Origin of the sequence: Amycolatopsis circi, from assembly GCF_003385235.1 — a bacterium.
GTDB lineage: Bacteria > Actinomycetota > Actinomycetes > Mycobacteriales > Pseudonocardiaceae > Amycolatopsis > Amycolatopsis circi.
The window spans coordinates 1-18,850 of sequence record NZ_PQIA01000057.1 but is presented as its reverse complement, the minus strand read 5'-3'; the positions used below and the strand labels follow the sequence as shown (position 1 = coordinate 18,850).

Genomic DNA, 18,850 nt, shown 5'->3' with positions numbered 1-18,850 from the left:
CCCGTGCCCTCAAGGAAGTCGATAGCGGCACTGCTCTCTGAACTACTGCCCGCGTTCCCGGATCCCCGCCAGCTCGTCCGGCACCGGTCCACAATGGACGATCCCCAGCCGCCGGGTCGCGCGCGTCATCGCGACGTAGAGATCATTGCGGCCCAGTGGAGCGTCGAGAATCCGGGCCGGATCGACGATCAGCACCGAATCGAACTCCAGCCCCTTCGCCTCCCCAGGCGTCAGCACCGTCGCGGCGCAACCCTCCCGCAACTCGGCGAGATGAGACGCCGGAGCAATGATCGCCAGTTGCCCACGACGGTGCTCACCAGCAATAGCACCGACCTCAGCAAGCGTGCCCTGCTGACGCCACGGCGATTCGCCAGCAGCCCGTACCGACCGCGGCGGTTGGAGATCAGGGTGCTGCGCACCGAACAACTCGCTCGCCGCCGCCATGATCTCCACCGGAGTCCGGTAATTGACGGTCAACTCCGCCAGCCGCCAGCGATCCGCCACATGCGGCCCCAGCACCTGCTCCCACGACGCGGCTCCCGCCGGATCGCTGGTCTGCGCGAGATCACCCACCACCGTCATCGACTTGGCCGGACAGCGCCGCATCACCATCCGCCACGCCATCACTGACAGCTCCTGCGCCTCGTCGACCACCACGTGCCCGAACGTCCCGGTGGGTTCGCCGAGCACTGCGGCGGCCTCGTCCAGCAACGGAATGTCCGCCGCACTCCAGCCCTCGCCGAACGACGCGGCCGTTCGCGGTGCGTAATCGATCTTCGCCGCCGCGCCGGTCTCGCCGAACACCTCAGCCACCACCGCCTCCGCAGTCAGCGCTGGCCACAGCTCATCCAGCACTCCGCACACGGCGACGTCGGCCAGCAACGCCTTGCGCAGGTCAGCAAGATCAACCTCGTCCAGCAACCGCCGAGGCCCGTCGTCCTGCTCCGGCCCGAGCACCACCCCCGCCGCGGCCAGCGCCCGCAGATCCGCCGCACCGAGCCGCCCGTCCGCGCTCCCGCCGTCGATGGCCGCACCGCTCTCGGTGAACACCACGTTCTCCATCTGATCGGCCAACCGCTGCGCGAAAAGCTCCACCATCCGCTGCTGAAATACCAACCGTGCCTGCTGATACGGCAACCCCGTGCCGACCGCCGACTCCACCGCACCCCGCCACTCGCTTGACTCCAGCCGCACCCGCTGCTGCTCGAACTCCACCTCGACCGCCTCGCCGGACGCACCCGCCCGGCCCCACACCGCAGCCGCGATTCGTTCCGCCGCCTCCGCCCGCCCCTTGGCCTCCGCGACCTCGACCGGATCCACCCGGCTGACCTCGACGTCCGGCCGCAACCGGGCAACCGTCGCGGTCACTACAGCCTGCTCGCCCAACCCGGGCAGCACCTGTCCGATGTAGTCGAGAAAGACGTCGCTAGGCCCGATCACCAGCACACCCCGCGTGCGCAACTGCGGACGCGTGTACATCAGATACGCCAGCCGATGCAGCGCCACCGCCGTCTTCCCGGTCCCGGGCCCGCCCTGCACCACCAGCACCCCCGAGTACCCGTCGCGGACGATCCGGTCCTGCTCGACCTGCAACGTCGTGACGATGTCGCCCATCCGCCCGGTCCGGTCCGCCGTGAGCGCCGCCATCAACGCGGCCTCCCCGACGAGGGTCCCGGCATCAGCGACGTCGGGATCAAGCAGCTCGTCGTCGAGCGCTGTCACGACCCGTCCCCGGGTGGTGATCCGCCGCCGCTCTCGAACCCCGTGCGCCTCCGCCATGGTCGCGGTGTAGAACGGCTGCGCCGCCGGAGCCCGCCAATCCAGCAGCAACGGCTCGTCCGCCCCGTCCTGGAACAACCCCAACCGGCCGATGTACGTCCGGCTCCCGTCGTGCATCTCCAGCCGCCCGAAACAAAGCCCGTCCTCGACGGCTTGCAGTCGTGCCAACTCCGCCTGCCAGCGCGCCGCCGCCTCCGGATCCTCGCTCTCACAACCTCTCGCCGCCTGCTCACGCAACGCGTCGAGCCTGCCGTACAAGGCGTTGACGTACTCCTGCTCGAGAACAAGCTCACGCTCGACATCATTTTCGGTCGGCACCCCTGGACTCCCCGCTGTCGGGTGATCGATGGCACCGAGGGTGCGCGGCAATCCGGGGAAAGAACAGTCTTGTCTTTCCCGGCGACGTCAGCCGAGTGGCTTTTTGCCGAGAAGCGCCGCCAATCCGCCGGGTTGACTGCCGCGCGGGCGCTGCGGGAAACCTTGTCAAGGCCCGAGGGGTTTCGGCCCGGACAGCCCGGGAAGATTCCGCTGCTGCTGCCAAGCAGTCCCCTCAAGACCGAGCGGATCCGTAGGTTCGCAGCCCGCCGCACCGCTTCCGCCAGCGACGGCAGCCTCCGCTGCTCCGGCGCGACGGCGCCCACCGCCGCGACGACCTCGCCCGAGGCCGACCGCGCTGGGGCGGCCGCGCAGCACAACGGCGATACCCCGTCGCGGTAATCGAACACCATGCCCCGTTCCCGAGCCTCGGCGGGCAGCTTTTCCTTTCTCGCCAAGAATATTTTTCCGGCGGTTCAAACGCGGCCTGGCAGCGGTAAGGGACATTTCCGTCGCCGACCTTAGGGACTGCGCGCATTGCGCAGATCTCGTGAGCTTCACCGGGGATTCCGGAACCGATCAGGACCCGTCCGGAATCGGCGGCAGGCACGCCGACGCTCACGCTCGTCCGACGGGTCGCAGCGGCGGCCCGACCGCGACCCGACGCGGTAACACCCGCCGATCCGCTGGACCACCCCGGCACCGACCAGCTGATCGAGCAACCGGTGCGCGGTCGCCTTGTGCAGCCCGGTCGCGGCCGCCAGCCGGTCGGCCCTGCCTCGCCGTTTCGCGCCAGATCCTCCGGCCGCAGAAAAGCACCCTCTAGCATGCTTCGGCCAGATTTGCGTTCCATCGGCAATCCCCTCCGGATTCCAGAACACGCGCCGTCTTCCCGCGGTTTAATTGCCGAGCCGGAACTTTTCGTGACACGTTTCCCGAAACAAGATCGTCGACGGCGAGAACGGGCATCGAGAAATCCGGAAATGGTGCGGAGAATATTCCTTTGCCGCACTGACGCAGTCGCAGTGCCGCCGACGGCGGGGCGGGCCGCCCGGCGAGATCCGGGCGATGGCGGCGCAGCCGAACCGGCCGCCGTCCTGACCGGCCGGTTGCGTCGCAGCCGGGTTTTGTCGGTGGGGCCAGGTAGCGTTCCGGGTCGTGGACGTTCGGGAACGTATTCAGGAGCTGGCCGATCAGGTCGTAGTGCTGCGCGACGCGTACTACCGGGGTTCGCCGGTGGTGGCGGACGCGGAGTACGACGCGATCGAGGACGAGCTGCGCGGGTTGATCGAGGCGAGCCCGGAGCTGGCGCCGGACCCGAATCCGCTGGACCAGGTGGGCGGGCCCGCGGTGCTGCACGCGCCGATCCGGCATTCGCGGCCGATGCTGTCGCTGGAGAAGGCGACGCGGCCGGAGCAGGTCGAGGCGTTCTTCGACCGGTTCCCCGGCCAGTCGGTGGTCGTGATGCCCAAGCTCGACGGGCTGTCGCTGGCGCTGGTGTACGAGGACGGCCGTCTGGCCCGGGCGGTCACCCGCGGCGACGGGACGACCGGCGACGATGTGACCATGCTGGTCCGGGCGCTGGCGGACGGCATCCCGCACCAGGTCGGCGCCCCAGGACGGGTCGAGGTGCGCGGCGAGGCGGTGATGCTGCGCTCGACGTTCGCCGCCTACAACACCGCGCACCCGGACAAACCGCTGATCAACCCCCGCAACGCCGCGGCGGGCACCCTGCGCGCGAAAGACCCGGCTGCCGTCGCCGAGCGCCGGCTGCGGTTCTTCGCCTTCGACCTGGACACCGAGCCCGGCAGCGCGGAAACGGACTTGGGCAGCAGCCTGCTGGCGCTCGGGTTCACCGCGGCGGACATGCGCCGCTGCGCCGACGCGGCCTCCGCGCAGGCCGTGATCACCACGATCGAACAGCAGCGCAACGACCTGGACTACGACATCGACGGCGCCGTCCTGCGCCTCGCCGACCGCACCGCCTACGCCGCCGCGGGCACCCGCTCGAGTTCGCCGCGCGGGGCGCTGGCGTACAAGTTCGCGGCCGAGGAGAAGACGACCGTACTGTCCGATGTGGTCTGGGACGTCGGCAAGACCGGCAAGATCGCGCCGGTCGCGTGGCTGGAGCCGGTGTTCGTCGGCGGGACCACGGTCACCCGCGCGACGCTGGCCAACCAGGAGGTCATCCGCGCCCGCGGCATCAAGATCGGCGACACCGTGCTGGTGCGCCGGGCCGGCGACGTGATCCCGTTCGTCGCCGGGGTGCTCGACGAGTCGAAACGGACCGGCGCGGAGCAGGAGATCGTGCCGCCCTCGACGTGCCCGTCGTGCGAGCAGCCGCTCACCGAACAGGGCAACAGCCGGGAACTGTTCTGCACCAACGTCTCCTGCCCCGCCCAGACCGTGCGGCGGCTGATCCACTGGGCGTCCAGGGCGGCCGCGGACATCGACGCGATCGGCGGCGTGTGGATCGAACGGCTGGCCGAGGCCGGGATCCTGGAACACCCGTCGGACTTCTACACGCTGACCAAGGAACGCCTGCTGGAATTCGACCGCATCGGCGAGGTCTCCGCGACGCGGATGATCGAGTCCATCGACGCCAGCCGCCAGGTCGGCCTGCGCCGGGCCCTGATCGGGCTGGCGATCCCGATGGCGTCGGAAGGCACCGCCGCCCGCCTGTGCCGCGCCGGTTTCCCCTCCCTGGAAGCGGTCCTGGACGCAGGCGTCGACGGGCTGGTCGCGGTGGAGGACATCGGACCGAAGGTCGCCGCCTCGCTGGTGGAACACCTCACCCGGCTGAGCCCGGAGCTCGAGCGCCTGCGAGAACGCGGGGTCTCCCTGGACGTGCTGGAGGAAGACCTCCCGCCAGCGGTCGTCGCGGGCGCACCGCTGGAGGGCAAGACGGTCGTGGTCACCGGCGCGATCAGCGACCCGCGATCCGGGGAGAAAGTGCCGCGACCCACCTTCCAGCGTCTGTGCGAGACAGCGGGCGCGACCACCGCGTCGTCAGTCTCGGCAAGCACCGACCTGCTCATCACCGGTGCCGACGTCGGCGCGAGCAAGCTCACGAAGGCCGAGAAATTCGGCGTCGAGGTAGTGGACCAGGGGGTGATCTGGGAACAGTTGATCGCGGCCGGAGTCGTCTGACCCCGCCGCCGGGCCCTGTTTCGCGGAAGCGACGGCCAGCGAGGTCGCACCACCGCCAACGCGGCGGTTCCGGCAGGCAGGCCGCCGTGTGCAGGCGACGGATCCGTGCTGACGCGGGGAACGACCGAGAACCCGTTGCGCGGCAAGGGGAGCGTTGGAGCGATCGGTGCCCAGCGGGGCGAGGTGCGAGGCTCGCGTGCTCGGCCGGTGCCCCGACGTGGCGTCTTTGCCGGGTCCGCGTGACCGGACGGTGCCCGGGGCGACTGGCCGCCGGATTCGCGTGATCGGTTAGCACCCGGCGCGACTGGCGGCCGGGTTTGCCTGGTCGGTGGTGCCTGGCGTGTCTGGGCGCCGGGTTGCGTGGTCGGTTGTGCTTGGCGGGGCGGGTTGCTGGGTTCGCGGGAACGGTCGGTGCCCGGCGCGACTGGCCGCCGGGTTTACGTGGTCGGTTGGCGTCCGGCGCGGCTGGCCGCGCCGGGCTCGCGCGATCGGCTGGGCGGGGCGGGTTGCTGGTTGGCGGGAACGGCCGGTGCCCGGCGTTGCGAGTTGCCGCGTTACCCGGAACTGCTGGTGCCCGGCCGCCGAACCCGCGCCAAGAGGGAACCCCGCGAATGAACCACCAAACCAGGCACCGGGCTGGCTAAGTCCATCCGCGCGGTGCCCGCCTCGCCGCGCACGCTCCAAGCGGTCCGAGCCCGCCACCACTTCAGCCGAACCGGAACCCGAGCCCGCGCTAAGCCGCCGTGGCAAGGTGCCGGGCTCGCATGAGTGGTCGGCACCGACGCAGCAAACAGTCGAGGCGCCAGCAGCCCAAACCTGACCCCTGCCGAGACGACCGCAGGCGAATGTTCTTGTCCCGCAGGGCAATCCGCAACCACCAACAGACAGGTGCAGCACCGAAACCCGGCTCACTCCGTCCTTTCCGGAGCGAAGTAAGGTCCCGCAGCGGCCCCGAGGAACCCAGCCGTCGAGCCCCGTATCGGCGGATCTCCCGGGGCCGCCGCGCGACCTCACGCCAGAGGCAGTTCCGCCATGGCCTCCGCCAACTGCCCGGCCGTGTCCCCGGCAGCCCACACATGCCCGTCCGGGCGCATCAGCACCGCAGCCGCGGACCAGGGCAGTTCGGTCTCGTACAACTGAAGATCCGTACTAGCAGCCAGCTCCTTCAACTCCGGACTGCCCTCCTGTGCCAGCAACACCGGCCGACCGTCGCGCAGCAGATGCAGTTGCTCGCGCGTAGCCGGGAGCCGCTGACCTGCCAGAGGATGGACACCCGGATAGCGAACGTCCAGCGCGGTCACCGTGTTAGCCAACGCGGTCGCCACGTCGGGATGGGCGCGCAGCAGGTCCGCCATGAACCGCCGCAGGGACTGGCCCTCCTCGGTGGTCGCGGTGATCAGGGCGGTCTGAGCCTTGGTGTGTTCGCCCAGCGCCACGCCGACGGGGTGACGCTCCGCGTGATAGGTGTCCAGCAGCGCTGCGTCCGCCCGGCCTCGCTGGACCGCGGCCAGCTTCCAGCCTAGGTTCATCGCGTCCTGCAGTCCGACGTTCAGCCCGACGCCACCAGCCGGGAAATGCATGTGCGCGGCGTCTCCGGCCAGGAACACGCGGCCCTTCCGGTACTCCGTCGCGAGCCGCGTGGCGTTGCCGAAGCGGGACAGCCACACGGGGGAGTGCGGGCCGAAGTCCGTGCCCGCGATCAGTTTCGCCGTCTCCCGCAGGGATTCCAGCGTCGGAGTAAGGGCGGACGGGGAGTACCCGGTGACGCGGTAACGCCCGCCGGGGAGCGGGACCACGATCAGCCCGCCGTGTTCGTTGTGCCAGTAGCCCGGACGCTCCGGCGGGTCGGTCAGCTCGACGTCGCCGAGGAAGCCGAAGACGGTCGAGTCGGTGCCGGGGAACTCGATGCCCGCCGCCTTGCGCACGGTGCTGCCCGCGCCGTCCGTCCCGACCACGTGGTCCGCGGTGATCTCGTACTCGCCGTCCGGCCCGCTGACCTGCAGCGTCACGCCTTGTTCGTCCTGGCTCAGCCCGGTCACCTGGTGCCCGCGCCGGATCACCGCCCCGAGGGTCAGCGCGTGTTGTTCGATCAGCTCCTCGGTGCGCAGTTGCGGGTGCGCGAGCAGGAACGGGAACGGCGTGTCCAATCCCCGGAAATCCAGGAGGGCAGGCAGCATGCCGAAGTGCCCTTCCGGCACGGGCAGCCCTCGGTCGAGGAAGGCCTGTTCCTGACCGCGCATCGCGAGCACCTCGATCGTGCGCGGATGCATGACCAGCGCCTTCGAGTGCGGGCTGCGCTGTTCGGCCCGTTCCAGGACCAGCGGTCGCCCGCCGCCGAGGGCCAGTTCCGCCGCCGTCCACAGCCCGGCCGGGCCCGCGCCGACCACCACGGTGTCGTATGCGTTCACGGTCAGCACTCTCCGCTGAAATCAAGCAGGCAAGACATGGATGGGTTTCCTTTCGGGGTGGGGTGAGAGCCGCGCTCCGGTGGTCCGAGAGCGGGCGTTACCTACGGGTAGTGCGGATGCACTCGGAGGAGAGGAATCGAGATGGCGTCAGCGCCTTCATCCGCGAAGTGCGCTACTCCGACCTCCAGGCGAGCATTCTGGGAATCTCCCAGCGGATGCTCAAATACCTCGAACGCGACGGCCTGATCACCCGGACCGCGTACGCCGAGGTCCCGCCGCGAGCGGACTACGAGCTGACAGATCTGGGCCGGTCACTGATCGACGCGGTGACGGCGATGGCTGCTTGGGCTGCCAGCGAGCGGGCCGCCAGCGAGCGAACTGCCGTCAGTGCCTCGGAAGGCTGCCCCGCAGGTGGTCGTCATCGAGCACCTCGGCATCTTCGTTGTTCACTGCCTCATCGGCAGGCCCGAGGTGGCACGCCCCGGTGTCGGGCTCGCACCACCCGCTCGCCGGAGCCGCCACGATCTGAAGCCCGTCCTTCGCCGCGCTCATGACACGCGCTCATTCGGCACCGGCCCGGCCACCCGCTCCAGCAACTGGGCATAGACAGCGACCTTCTGCGCCCCCGGCGCGGCCAGCCGGCGGTCGAGGACAACGAAGGGAACGCCGGTCGCGCCCAGCTCCACGCCCTCGCGACGGTCGGCGCGCACCCGGCCGGCGTACTCGTTGCCCGCGAGGACCTCGCGCACTCGCCGCCCGTCCAACCCGACCGACTCCGCGACGCCTGCCAGCGCGTCCGCGTCGAAGGGGTTGAGCACGCCAACGAAAAAGCCGTCCTGCACGGCGGAGAAGAACTCGAACCCGAGGCCCTGATCGTTGGCGTACTGCACGACGCGGTGCAAGCCGAACGTGTTGGCGTTCAAGCGATCCAGCGAGTACTCGAGCCCCTCCTTCCGAGCCATCGCTTGCATCTGGCGCTCCGCCCGGAGGACCTGAGCGGCGACACCGCCGTGGGTCCGGATGAAGCTCTCCTCGTTCTTCTCCGGCTCCTGCGGCGCCCCCGGATCCAGTTCGAAGGAGCGCATCACGATCTTGAACCGACCCGCGTCCGGCCGCCGCGAAATCGCGGCCTGGAGCCGGTGCTTGCCGAGGTAGCACCAAGGGCAGCCCAGATCGGCCCACACCTCGACGACGACCTGCGACTCCTCGGATCGTGCCCCCTGCTCGACCATTTCCCTCACCTCACTAGTAGTGCGTAACACCATCATGGGTGAGTGAAAGAAGGCTTGCAAAAGGCACTTTCAAGTGCGTGGGCAAGCTACGATTCCGCCCGGAAACGACCAACATTGGGGGAATGTCATGAAACGCATCGCCATCGGCCTCGTCCTGTCCGCGGTCGCCGCGCTCGGCGGCGCGGGGATCGCGGACGCGGCGGGCTATCCGGCGTCCGACTTCGGCGGCAGCATCGTCGGCGGCCGGACCGGCGGCACGCTGACCTGGTACAACCGCGCGGTCGGCGTCACCGGGTTCGTCATCGACGACCCGTCGGCGGGCAGCACCACGGTCACCTTCGAATTCCGGCAGGCGGGCACCCTGCTCGACGTCCAGACCCGCACCGCCTCCGACGACGCGAAGACGTTCGGATGGACCGAGCCCGGCCCGTCTGGCGGGTTCAGCAAGGTGGACATCTACCTCGGCCGCAACGGAAGCAAGAGCTTCATCGCGTCGGTGCCGCGCAAGGTCTGAGCGGGAATCGCTCAGCGGAACCTCGGGAACTCCCGCCGGACTTGGCCGCCGTCATAGCTGCACGCCGACCGCGGCCAAGTCCGGCACCGTGTATTCGACGTCCAATTCGCTGACCGTTCCCAGCACTCCGACCACCTGCATCCCGCCCGCCCGCGCGGCCGCGATCCCGGCGGGCGCGTCCTCGAACACCACGCAATCCCGCGGCCGCATCCGAAGTCCAGCAGCGGCGGCGAGATATCCCTCGGGATCCGGCTTGCTCTTCCGGACGTCGTCAGCCGTGACGAGCACGTCGGGCACCGGCAGGTCGGTGACCCGCAACCGAGCCCGCGCGACCCGGTTGTTGCCCGAAGTCACCACCGCCCACGCGGACGGCGGCAACGCTTCGAGCGCCGCCCGCGCGCCCGGTCGCGCGGTGATGCCTTCGACGTCCTCGACCTCCCGGTCCTCCATGAGCCGGGCCTCCCGCTCGGCGTCGAGGTCCGGCGCCACGAGCCGGAGCAGGTCGAGATTGCCGCGTCCGTGCGACAGTTCCACGACCCGGTCCGGTTCGAGCCCTCGCCCGGACGCCCATACCCGCAATTGCCGGACGATCGTCGGCATCGAGTCCACGAGCACGCCGTCGAGGTCGAACAGCACGGCGCGGCAGGACAGGACCACGCCGTCGGGCAAGTTCAGGGTGATGGGCACGCGCACTCCAGACGCCGAACTCCGTGAAGCACTGGAAGATTCCGGCGCCTCCAGTTATGTTCGCTCGGTGAACAAATTAGGGGTTCCGGCTGCGGCGGCATACCCCCAACCGAGCGAGAGCGCCGCCGCGCGGCTCCTCAACCTGGTCCACCTGACCGGCAGCGTGTCCCGGGCGGAGGCGACCGCTCAGCTGGCTTTGCCGCGCAGTACCGCGAGCGAGGCGGTAGGGGAGTTGGTCGAACTGGGCCTGATCGCCCAAGGTCCGCCCGCGCGACAAGCCGGTGCGTCGCGCGGACGTCCGTCCCCGCAGCTGTACCCGGACCCGGCGGGTCCGGTCGTCGTCGCCGCGCGGCTGGACTCGAGCGAGGCTGAACTCGCGGTGGTCGGCTTAGGCGGCGCTGTCGGCCACCGGCGGCGAATCCCGTTGACTGCAAAGGGAAAAGTCCCGAAACGGACGTTCTCGGCGTTGGCCGGATGGATGCGCGAGGCGGTCGCCGAGAGCGGCAGACCGTGCGCGGGCGCGGCCGTCGGGTTGGCGGGCATGGTCCGGGCGACCGACGGACTGGTCCATTCTGCCCTTCACCTGGACTGGAAATCAGTCCCAGCGCAGGAAATCCTCGCCGCTGAGCTGCCGGAAATCCCCCGCGTGGAGGTCGGCAAGGACGCATTGTTCGCGGCGCTCGCGGAACACCATCGCGGTGCTGGTCGCGGGGCCCGGATCCTGTTGATGCTGACGTGCGAACACGTCGGAATCGGCGGAGCCGTTCTGCAGCAAGGGATTCCGTTCACTGGAGCGGGGAACGCGGTCGAGGCGGGACATATCGTGGTCGATCCGACGGGCGTGCCGTGCTCTTGTGGAATGCGCGGCTGCCTTGAGGTTTCCGCCGACGGCCGTGCGCTGGGCGACCCTGCAGAGGTCTCGGACCTGCTCCGCCGCGCCGCCGCGGGTGAGCCGTCAGCCGTTGCCCGGATCGGCGCCGCGGCGGCGAACCTGGGGCGAGCGCTGGCGAGTTTGACGAACCTGTTCGACCCGGATCGCGTTGTGGTGAGCGGATTGCTGGGGGAGTACCTGAGGATCGCGCCGGACCGGATCCACGCGGAATTGACGGCGTCAGTGGTGGCGAGGACGCAGAGTCCGACGGTGGTGGCGGGGAGCGTGGCGAGCCCGGTGTTGATCGGGGCGGCGGAGCGGGCGTTCGAGCGGCTGCTGGCCTATCCGCGGTTACTGGCTGAGGCTGTCTAGCGACGCCGTTCAACTGGCTTCGAGCCGCGACCGAGCCTGTTCCGGCAGCCAAGCCCGCATCATCTCGGCATACCGCGGGGCCGTGGCGAGGAGTTCGTCGTGCCGGCCGAACAACGTGTCCTGTCCGTCCATCAGCAGCACGCGGTGCGCCCGGACCGCCGACGACAGCCGGTGCGCGATCACCACCAGGGTGCCTCCCCGGGCGGCGAAAGCGCGTTCCGCGTGGACCTCGGCCGCTGGGTCCAAAGTGGACGTTGCCTCGTCCAGGACGACGACTCCGGCTGGCGAGGCGTAGGCCCGCGCGAGCGCGAGGAGCTGGGCTTCCCCTGCGGACAGGCCCTCCGCGCCGGGGCCGAGTTCGGCGTCGAGGCCGCCGAGACGGGCCAGCAGCGGGGCGGCGCCGACGGCTTCGGCGGCCGCGACGAGGCGACGGTCGGAAGCTTCGGGGTGGAACAGGGAGAGGTTTTCGCGCAGGGTTCCGGCGAAGACGTAGGCCTGTTGCGGGACGAGCACCAGGTGCCGGGGCCGGTCGGCCAGTTCGCCGACTCGCACGCCGCCCAGCCGGACTTCGCCGTATTGAGGGGCGAGCAGACCGGTGAGCAGACCGGAGAGAGTCGATTTCCCGATTCCGCTCGGGCCGACCACCGCGAGATGGTCACCCGGGCGAAGGTCGAGGTTGAGGCCGCGGACTACCGGTTCCGGTGCCGCGCCCCAGCGGAACGTCAGGCCGCGCACGGTGAGTGCGAGTCCGGCGGGACTCTCGGTCGCTGCGGGAAGTTCGGGCACGGCGGTGGTTTCCGCGAGCCGGCGAAGCGCGACGAGCAACCGGAGGACGACCGTGGACGCGGTGGCGGCGAGCCCCCGCAGCGCCGGTTGGAGGGTGGTGGCCAGGTAGACGAGCGCACCCAGCGCGGCCCCGGCGGTCAGCTCACCGCGGGCGACCATCGACGGGGCGAGGGCGAGCGCGAGAACCAGCGGGACGAACCCGCCGAGCGCCACGATCAGCGACCGCAGCGCGCCCGACCGAGCCACCCGCACCGCAGCGGCGGCCTGACGGTCCACCGCCTGGTCGGCGGTCAGCGCGGCGACCGGTTCGGCTCCGCAGGCGACGACGTCCCGCATCCCGGCGAAGATCGACCCGGTGGTGCCCGCGGTGCCCTCGTCGGCCAGCGTGAGCGCGCGTTGCCGCCGCGCGAGGGAAGGCAGCAGCGCGGCGAATCCGGCCAGCGCGAGCACCACCGGGACTACGACCGGCAACGCCAGCGACCCCGCGACGGTGATCAGTCCGGCGATCGCCGCCGCGGTGGTGACGATCATGCCGCGGGCCTGGACCAAGAGCCCGCCGGTGGCGTCGCGCACGACCTCGACGTGCTGGGTGATCCGCGCGACCCCGCGAGCGTCCGGACCGCTCCGCGGCGGCGCGGGATCGTGCAAGACCCCGCGCACGACGGCGGTCACCAGTGCGTCCCGCAACGGCTCGACGACCTTGCCGAGCTGCCGCCACACCAGCCGCGACCCGAACGCGCCAGCGAGCGCGGTGAGGCCGAACACCCCGAGCCAGCCAAGGCCGACGCCGGGTTTGCCCGCGGCGAACCCGCTGTTGACGGCCAGTTCGACGAGCCGTCCGGAGAAGAACGCGGGCAGCCCTTCGAGGACGGAGCAGGCCAGGAGCACCAGTCCGCCGCGCCATTGCCCGGCGAGGGCGCTCCAGTAGAGACGGCCGACGCTCATGCTCGCTCCACGGGCGCGGTTCGGTGGCGCTGAGGTGGGGAGAGTGCGTGGCCTGTCGAGTTCGTGTGCCTGGGTGCTTCCGCCGTGGTGCGCGCGTGGGCGGCTTGTCGTGGCTCTTGCTCCATCCGCGGCCGATCGCGCGGACCCGCCTCATCGCGGCATCTCCCGGTGTTCCGCCAGCGCACCAGCATGGTCACGTCTCCTCCGTGAACACCGCGCGATACCCCGCCAGCTGCCACAACCGCGAATGCGGCCCGACCGCCCGGACCTGGCCCGCCGCCAGCCACACCACTAGATCGGCCCGGGCGGCCATCGCGGCGCGGTGCGTCACGATCACCCGGGTCCGGCGGCCCAGCTCGGCCGTCACGGTGCGTTCGGTGATCGTGTCCAGGCTGGCGGTGGCGTCGTCGAGCAGGAGCACCCGCGGGTTCCGCGCGAGCGCACGCGCGAGGCCGACCCGCGCACTTTCCCCGCCGGATAAGGGAGTTTCGGATAGCAAGGTGTCGTATCCCTGCGGCAACCGCGCGAGGACGTCGTGGATCCGCGCGGTCCGGCAGGCCGCATCGACGGCCGGGACGCTAGCCCACGAACCATAAGCAACAGCATCGGCGACAGTGGTGCCGAGCAGCGCGGGCTCAGCAGACGCGTACCCGATGACGGCCCGCAGTTCCTCGGGGCGCAGCACAGCGAGGTCGCGACCGTCCAGCAGAGCCTGTCCGGCGTCGGGGCGGCGGAGACCGGCCAGCAACGAGACCACAGTGGACTTGCCTGAGCCGGAACTCCCTACCACGGCGGCGAAACAGCCACCGGGAATGGTGAGGTCGACGTCGGCCAGCGCACCGTCCACAGTGGCCCCCCGGAGTTCCAGCATGCCGTTTCCGGGCAACAGTCCGAGGGCGCCGCGAGGAGGCGGCTCGGTGTCGAGGACTTCGGTGATCCGGTAGGCAGCGGAACGGATTCGGGAAAGCGTGGTGAGCAACGGGATTTGCGTGACCAGGCCCAGGCCGAGCGCGACGTAGCCGAGCGCGGCGAGGACGTCTCCGGCGCTCAACCGTCCGGCCAGGACACCGAAACCGGCGGCGGCGAGGGTGAGGATTTCCACCGTGGGAAGCAGCAGACCGGCCCGCCACACCATCCGGGCTTGGGTCCGCCACATGCCTTGCCCGGCGAGGTTCAGCCGTGGCAACGGACGCAGTACCCGGGCGGCTTCGGCGTCGGCAGTGCCGGAGGCGGCGATCGTCCGCAGGCCGGTGACCGCGTCGAGCAGCCGGGCGGACAGTTCGCCGGAAACCCGTTGGTACGCGAGGACATCCGCCGCCGTGCCCCGCAGGTGAGACCGCGCTAGCAGCAAAGCGAAGGGGAGGCTGCCGAGGAAGACCAGCGCCAGCCGCCAGTCCAAAAGCGCGAGCAGGACTATCGCGCCGGAGGACATGAGGCCGGTCGCGATCAGCTGCACCACGACCGCGGCGATGCCGCCGGCGGCCGCGCAGTCGCCGGTCACCCGGCTGACCGCGTCGCCGGGAGCGAACGGCGAGCCGGTCCCCAGCGCGAGCAGCCGGTCCGTGATCCGGCGGCGGAGCCAGGCGCTCGCGTTGCTGGTCAGCCGGGCGGGAAGGACCATGGTGACGGCGTCCGCGGCGATCTCCGCGACGCCCACGACCAGCAGCCACACCACCGCGCCGGTGCTGCTCCGCCCGCCGAGGACCGCGTCGGTGGCGGCGGCGAGCGCGCCGGGCAGCAACAGTCCGGCGCCGGCGGAGATCAGCGACGTCACGACGACCGCGGCCAGCCGGGGACGGTCCAGCAGCGCGGCCGAGGTCAGCAGCCGATCGGCGGATCCGGCCATGTCGCTCCCCTCGCGTGGTGGACGGCGCCGCAGGACCGCTGCACGGTCGGCCGGGTCCTCGGCGGTGGACTCGGTCTCGCAGCACCGTCGCTGTCAGGCTGTTCATGGCGAATTCGGCCTCGCCGGTCCGCCACTGGTCGGCCATCGGCGGCGAACTCGGCTTCGCAGCTCGGCCGCTGTCGGGTCTTGGTCGATGAACTTCGCCTCACCGGGCCGCTAATGGCCGGTCGTCGGCGGCGAACTCGACTTGGCAGCTTGGGCCCTGCCAGGTCGTCGGCGAATCCGGCGTCGCAGCACCATCGCTGTCAGGTCGTCTATGGCGAACTCGGCCTCGCCGGTCCGCGCTTGATCGGTCGTCGGCGGTGAACTCGGCTTCGCAGCTTGGCCGCTGTCGGGTCTCGGACGGTGAACTTGGCCTCGCAGATCCGCCACTGTCCCCTTCCCGACGGCGAACGTGACTTGGCAGCTTCGGCTCTGTCAGGTCGTCGGCGAATCCGGCCTCACAGCACCGCCACCATCCGGTCCCGAGCGAGCGAACTCGACCTCCGCAACACGCCGCCGCCCGGTCTTCGGGCCCGTCCCGATCGGGTGCGGACCGCCGGTGCAGAATGGACGGGGCGGGAACGGCGCACTTGGCCTGCGCCGTTCCCGCCCCGAGCGCGATCAGTAGCAGAGAAGCAGGCTGAGCGTGCTGTCGCCGCAGTACGCGCTGTAGTGGCTGTGGCCGTGGTGGTCCAAGCCCTGGCCTTCGAGGGCTTCCGGGGCCTCCAACGCCTGCAGCTCCAGGACGTTTTCCATGGGTGTTCCCTTCTCTCGGGGTCCGCCGGCGCTCATCGGCCGGAGGTGTGCGGGGACGGCGCGGCGCCCAGGAAGGGCAGCAGTTCCGCGCGGTCCAGTAGTGCGGCGAGCGTGCGGAGGACCCCCGCGCTGCCGGTGCTGACGTCGGTCGAAAGGCGAAGCAGCTGGTTGCCGGGGAAGGCCAGCCCGCCGCGGTACGGGATGCCGTGCCAGGACAGCCGCGCCAGGTGCAGGTCGATGGCCTCCCGGTCCGGCTCGTCGGCGAAGGACAGCGCGGCGGCCAGCCCGCACCGGCCGTACAGCAGGCCGGGGTGGATCACGAACTCCCCGCGGCACGCCGCGCGCAGTCCGGGCAGGCTCTGGGCGGCCGCCGACTCCGGGAGGCTCCGGACGACCTGCTCGGCGACCATCAGGATTCCGGCGCTGCCGATCGCGGCGTACGGCAGGGTGCGCAGCGTGCCGTCGCGGACCTGCAGCGATCCGTCGGACGCCGGGGCGCATTCCTCCAGATCGCGGGCCAGCACCCGGTCGGCGAGGGTGAGCCAGGACGGTTCGCCGGTGTGTTCGTACAGGCGCAGGAACAGCAGCGCCGGCCCGGACCAGCCGCTCAGCAACCCCGCCCGGGCGAAGCGGCCGGGCGGGTCGGCGGTCTCGAACACGGTCGCGAGCTTGACCGCGACGTCCAGGGCCTGGCGGCCGAATTCGTTGTCGCCGCGGGTCGTCGCGAAGTGCAGGCGGGCGAGGCCGATCCCGGCCAGCCCGCTTTCCAGGCCGTGGTCGGTCGTCTGGCTGGCCAGCGTCTGCGTCGCGGCGAGCAACTCGTCGGCTTCCGCGGAGTACCCGAATTCTTCAAGGACGTACGCGATGCCGTGGCTGCCGTCGAAGAATCCGGGCCGCGAGGGCGGTTGCCGTCGGACCGAGTCCAGCAGCCACTGCTCGTACTCGGGATAACGACCGGCTCCGGCGACATGCAACGAATGCAATACCCCTGCGGCTCCGACGCCGAAACCCGCGCCGCCGGAGCGGAACTGTTCGATGTCGCCGGGGAAAAGCCGGTCGACGCGGTCCGGCGTGGCGCTCGCGAGGATGGCTTCCGCGATCTGCTTGCGCACCAGCGACCAGTCCGGCCGCGGCTCGTCGAGCGCGGTGTGCGTCGCGGCGGGCGGCTTGCCGCGCGGGGCGAGCACGGAGACCACGCGGTCGGCGTATCCGTCCGGCAGGTCGAACCGCTGCTGGGCGAAGTCGGCGATCCCGCGCAGTTTGCTCGGCGCGAGTTCGAGCAGCATCACCAGCGGAAGGAAAAGCCACAGCCGGAGCGCGGCCAGCGCGTGCTCGTCGATCTCGAACCCGTGCCGGTCGGCAGGCGCGCGGAACCCGGGGGCGCCGAGCCCCGGACGGTCGCCGGAATCGGCCTCGACGGCCAGTTCGAAGTCGATCAGCGACACCCTGTCCTGATCGTCCACCAGAATGTTCTTCCCGTGCAGGTCGCCGAAGACGATCCCGTGCCGGTGGATGTCCGCCAGGATGCGCTCGACCTGGGCCAGCACGGCCAGCGCGCGGTCGCGGTAGCCCGCGAGGTCGGCTTCGGCCCCGGAACCGCTGGTGAGCGGGTAATGCCGGGCGAGCCAGTTGCTCAGCGCGATGCCGGGCAGGTGCTCCATCGCCAGGTAATGGTGCTCCCACACGGTGAACTGCTCGTGCACCCGGGGGATCCCCGGAACGTCCGCCAGCCGTTCGAGCACCTCGCGCTCGTGGTGCAGCCGGGCGACCGCGTCCGTGCCGTCCCGGTCCAGCCCGGCGTGCGGCCGCGCCTCCTTGAGCACGACGGTTTTCCGGTCGTCCCCTCGTTCGGCCAGATAAACGCCGCCGCCGTTGGAAAAGTGCAGGGAACCGGTCACCCGGTACGGGAACCGGGCGCCGTTCTTGCGCGCGGCGAGGCTGTCGGACAAACAGGCCGGAATGGACACCCAGTCCGGCGTGGAAAAGGACGGTTCCCGCCGGTCCGGTATCAGCGCGCCGTCCGGGCGGCGGATTGCCAGCACCCGGGTTCCGGCGTGTTCGGTCCACTGTTCGGCGAATCCGCCGTACCGGACGTAAAGCGGGCCTTCGCGGTAGCGGAGATCGCTCAGAATGTACGCTCCGTGCTCGCCTTCCAGCTCGGCGGAAAGGTCGCGCAGTATCCGGGCGAGCGACTCTTCGGACTCCGGGTAAATCGTGACGAGCTTGCCGCTTCCCTCGCGCGGAGCGTATTTCGAATTGCGGCTGATCAGGATCGCCCGGGAGCGCAGGTGCTTGTACGCGATCCGATGCTCCACACAGTACCGGTGCACCTTGGCCAGCACGCCCCCGGCGTTGTCCAGACCGGCGGAGACGTGGATTTTCCAGCCCTGGGCGGGAAGTTTCCGCTCGGACGGGCGCAGCGAATGCCAGATCCCGCGGTTCTCGACCGTCCACTCGGGTCCCGGAAGCGGCAGGCTCGCGGCCAGGTCGCCGGCCGCGCCCGGGGTTTCCCGCGGTTCGTCGAAGAACAGCGGATCGGCGAAGCAGAAAGCCTCGTACCGGACATCCATGAAAACGGACCCTTCCCTTTCCCTGGGAAAAACCGGGCGACTCCGATGTCGGACGGTGACACCATTCCCGCACGGAGGGGGTGCCCCGGCCAATCCGCCAACCCGGGGGTTCCCCGCTCCTCGTCAGGGTGACAGGGGCGGGTTCGGGTCGCGATAACGGGGACTGCGCGTGAGTCATCCCTACCCGATCGGGGTGTAACGATGTTGGTTTACCGGTCGGCCGCCCAGGTCGGCGCGGAAAGAGTGGGAGAAATTGGCGGGAGGTCATCAACCCGTTCCGGTGAGCCGCCTTCCACCCGTCGTCCGGGGCGGACCCGGACCGGACTGGTCCATTCGGGGAGGCGCCCGCGCATTCGCGTCGCTAATGTGGCGCATTCGTTACCGGAGAAGGGTCAGCAACCCGCGCGCCCCCCCGTCTACCGCTCCGTGAAGGACTCCTTGAGGGAATCAGACCTGGATCCACCGAGTTGAGTTTTTGTTGATCTTGGTGGTGGGTGTGCGGGTGGTGCCCGTTGGGTGGACGCGTTGGTGTGGCTGGCGTCGCACCAGCGTGTCCACTGTGGGTTCTCCGGTCGGT

At 70.4% G+C, this 18,850-nt stretch carries 13 protein-coding genes and 1 pseudogene; 4 read left to right on the top strand and 10 right to left on the bottom strand.

Going from position 1 to position 18,850, the window contains the following annotated elements; all coding sequences use genetic code 11:
• Nucleotides 1–42 precede the first annotated feature (42 nt).
• Both D0D37_RS23625 and D0D37_RS23615 read right to left on the bottom strand, forming a co-directional pair.
• Complete coding sequence (locus D0D37_RS23625; RefSeq protein ID WP_116202748.1) at nucleotides 43–2,097, bottom strand: HelD family protein; 2,055 nt, start codon at nucleotides 2,095–2,097, stop codon at nucleotides 43–45.
• Between the two features lie 554 nt (nucleotides 2,098–2,651).
• Nucleotides 2,652–2,975 carry a helix-turn-helix domain-containing protein gene (locus tag D0D37_RS23615; protein WP_244223643.1) on the bottom strand — a complete coding sequence of 108 codons (324 nt, stop codon included), beginning with the start codon at nucleotides 2,973–2,975 and terminating at the stop codon, nucleotides 2,652–2,654.
• Nucleotides 2,976–3,252: 277 nt separating this feature from the next.
• Here D0D37_RS23615 and ligA point away from each other — a divergent pair, with 277 nt between their 5' ends.
• Nucleotides 3,253–5,244, top strand: coding sequence for an NAD-dependent DNA ligase LigA (ligA, locus tag D0D37_RS23610; protein WP_116202747.1), 1,992 nt, complete (start codon nucleotides 3,253–3,255; stop codon nucleotides 5,242–5,244).
• Between the two features lie 1,010 nt (nucleotides 5,245–6,254).
• Here ligA and D0D37_RS23605 read toward each other — a convergent pair.
• Nucleotides 6,255–7,652, bottom strand: a complete 1,398-nt coding sequence (locus D0D37_RS23605; RefSeq protein WP_208720108.1) for an FAD-dependent monooxygenase — start codon at nucleotides 7,650–7,652, stop codon at nucleotides 6,255–6,257.
• Between D0D37_RS23605 and D0D37_RS48655 the strand changes: the two are divergent.
• A pseudogene (locus D0D37_RS48655) lies at nucleotides 7,643–7,996 on the top strand (winged helix-turn-helix transcriptional regulator); the annotation flags it as partial. The gene D0D37_RS23605 and the pseudogene D0D37_RS48655 overlap by 10 nt on opposite strands.
• 40 nt (nucleotides 7,997–8,036) lie before the next feature.
• Here D0D37_RS48655 and D0D37_RS48095 read toward each other — a convergent pair.
• The gene (locus D0D37_RS48095) at nucleotides 8,037–8,204 is read right to left on the bottom strand and encodes a hypothetical protein (RefSeq protein WP_162834425.1); all 168 of its coding nucleotides are present in this window, start codon (nucleotides 8,202–8,204) and stop codon (nucleotides 8,037–8,039) included.
• A complete protein-coding gene (locus D0D37_RS23595) occupies nucleotides 8,201–8,884 on the bottom strand; it encodes a DsbA family oxidoreductase (protein WP_116202746.1) in 684 nt (227 codons plus the stop codon). The genes D0D37_RS48095 and D0D37_RS23595 overlap by 4 nt, the downstream gene beginning before the upstream one ends.
• 127 nt (nucleotides 8,885–9,011) lie before the next feature.
• Between D0D37_RS23595 and D0D37_RS23590 the strand changes: the two genes are divergently transcribed.
• Nucleotides 9,012–9,398, top strand: a complete 387-nt coding sequence (locus tag D0D37_RS23590) for a hypothetical protein (RefSeq protein ID WP_116202745.1) — start codon at nucleotides 9,012–9,014, stop codon at nucleotides 9,396–9,398.
• Between the two features lie 51 nt (nucleotides 9,399–9,449).
• Here the strand turns inward: D0D37_RS23590 and D0D37_RS23585 are convergent, their stop codons facing one another.
• On the bottom strand, nucleotides 9,450–10,085 hold the full coding sequence (locus D0D37_RS23585) for an HAD-IA family hydrolase (protein WP_116202773.1): 636 nt from the start codon (nucleotides 10,083–10,085) through the stop codon (nucleotides 9,450–9,452).
• Nucleotides 10,086–10,152: 67 nt separating this feature from the next.
• On the opposite strand from D0D37_RS23585, the gene D0D37_RS23580 reads away from it, so the two are divergent.
• Nucleotides 10,153–11,328, top strand: coding sequence for an ROK family protein (locus D0D37_RS23580; RefSeq protein WP_162834427.1), 1,176 nt, complete (start codon nucleotides 10,153–10,155; stop codon nucleotides 11,326–11,328).
• A 9-nt stretch (nucleotides 11,329–11,337) separates the two neighbouring features.
• Here the strand turns inward: D0D37_RS23580 and D0D37_RS23575 are convergent, their stop codons facing one another.
• The 4 genes from D0D37_RS23575 to lanKC form a co-directional block, all read right to left on the bottom strand.
• Nucleotides 11,338–13,059, bottom strand: a complete 1,722-nt coding sequence (locus D0D37_RS23575; protein ID WP_116202744.1) for an ATP-binding cassette domain-containing protein — start codon at nucleotides 13,057–13,059, stop codon at nucleotides 11,338–11,340.
• Nucleotides 13,060–13,252: 193 nt separating this feature from the next.
• On the bottom strand, nucleotides 13,253–14,905 hold the full coding sequence (locus tag D0D37_RS23570) for an ABC transporter ATP-binding protein (RefSeq protein WP_116202743.1): 1,653 nt from the start codon (nucleotides 14,903–14,905) through the stop codon (nucleotides 13,253–13,255).
• Between the two features lie 663 nt (nucleotides 14,906–15,568).
• The gene (locus D0D37_RS23565; protein WP_162834426.1) at nucleotides 15,569–15,703 is read right to left on the bottom strand and encodes a class III lanthipeptide; all 135 of its coding nucleotides are present in this window, start codon (nucleotides 15,701–15,703) and stop codon (nucleotides 15,569–15,571) included.
• A gap of 32 nt (nucleotides 15,704–15,735) precedes the next feature.
• A complete protein-coding gene (gene lanKC / locus D0D37_RS23560) occupies nucleotides 15,736–18,273 on the bottom strand; it encodes a class III lanthionine synthetase LanKC (protein WP_116202741.1) in 2,538 nt (845 codons plus the stop codon).
• Nucleotides 18,274–18,850: the final 577 nt, after the last annotated feature.